Origin of the sequence: Faecalibacterium sp. An77 (assembly GCF_002161315.1) — a bacterium.
Classification (GTDB): domain Bacteria; phylum Bacillota; class Clostridia; order Oscillospirales; family Ruminococcaceae; genus Faecalibacterium.
This window is the reverse complement of the sequence record NZ_NFHK01000096.1, coordinates 1-1,190: the sequence shown is the minus strand read 5'-3', so window position 1 is coordinate 1,190 and position 1,190 is coordinate 1. Positions and strand designations below refer to the sequence as shown.

General features: G+C 55.6%; 1 protein-coding gene and 1 rRNA gene. Both read left to right on the top strand.

Annotated elements, in window-relative coordinates; translation table 11 throughout:
- A 5S ribosomal RNA gene (gene rrf / locus B5G28_RS14175) occupies positions 1–112 on the top strand; the annotation flags it as partial.
- 74 nt (positions 113–186) lie between these two features.
- Positions 187–1,029: a metallophosphoesterase gene (locus tag B5G28_RS14170; RefSeq protein WP_087249836.1), complete on the top strand. Its 843-nt coding sequence runs from the start codon at positions 187–189 to the stop codon at positions 1,027–1,029.
- The last annotated feature ends 161 nt before the right edge of the window (positions 1,030–1,190 follow it).

Here is a 1,190-nt window from a genome sequence, read left to right as displayed (position 1 = left end):
TGTCGATGACGGTGAGGTCCCACCTGTTCCCATTCCGAACACAGAAGTTAAGCTCACTTGTGCCGAAGATAGTTGGCTGGACACGGCCTGTGAAAATAGGTAGATGCCGGCTTCTCTCACAAAACCCCTGAGGATAAGTCCTCGGGGGTTTTCTCGTATCGGGAAAGAAGGACGGAGGAGGGAACGATGGTCAAATTTCTGAAAAGAGCGGTGCGCTTGGTTTTGCTTTTGGCTTTGCTGGGAGCGGCGGTGCTGTTTTATGCCCTGAAAGTGGAGCCCTACCGGCTGAAAATCGATCATTTGACCTTTTCCAGCGGCCTGACCCAGGAGCTGCGGGTGGTCCAGGTGTCGGATATCCAGATCAGCGAACACTACACCACCCGGAACCTGGAACAGCTGGTGGACCGGGTCAATCAGCAGAATCCCGATTTGTTTCTCTTCACCGGGGACCTGTACGAGGTCTACAACACCTATCATCAGGATGAGGATTTAATCCGGATTCTGTCCCGGATTCAGGCGCCCTATGGAAAATTTGCCATTTGGGGCAATCGGGACCGGGGCGGGGGCGCGGTGCGCACCTATGAATCCATCATGGAACAGAGCGGATTTCAGATTCTGTGCAACGAGGGCGTGACGGTGACGCTGGAGAGCGGCGATACGGTCTTTTTGGCGGGGCTGGATGATGCCTTGCTGGGAGAACCCAACATCGACGGGGTGCTGGCGGATGTTCCCGCCCAGCAGCCGGGCTATTCCATCCTGATGACCCATGAGCCCGACACCGCCGACCTGTATGCGGACCTGGGGTTTGACCTGATTTTGGCGGGCCACAGCCATGGCGGACAGGTCAGTCTGCCGTTCCTTCCGCACATCACCACCTCCATGGCCAGAAAATATCTGGACGGCCTGTATCCCCTCAACGATCAGACCACCCTGTATGTCCACTCCGGAATAGGAACTTCTCGGTATCCGATCCGGCTGGGGGTTGTGCCCGAAATCGCCGTCTTTGACCTGAAACCGGCTGCGGAATAAATCCGCGCGCAGATAAAAGAACATCCCTCGCGCCCAAAGGTGTGAACTGCCCCAGAATTAGTAGACATGAATAAAAAGACCCTCGTGTAGTGGGGAGCTTAACAGGACTGGCGAAGCGTAAGCGGAGCCAGTCCTGTTTTCAGTTGAATGCGCTCATGGTT

Excerpts from the sequence above, each read along its gene's own strand:
- B5G28_RS14170 (WP_087249836.1), top strand. The coding sequence starts at position 187 with ATGGTCAAATTTCTGAAAAGAGCGGTGCGCTTGGTTTTGCTTTTGGCT.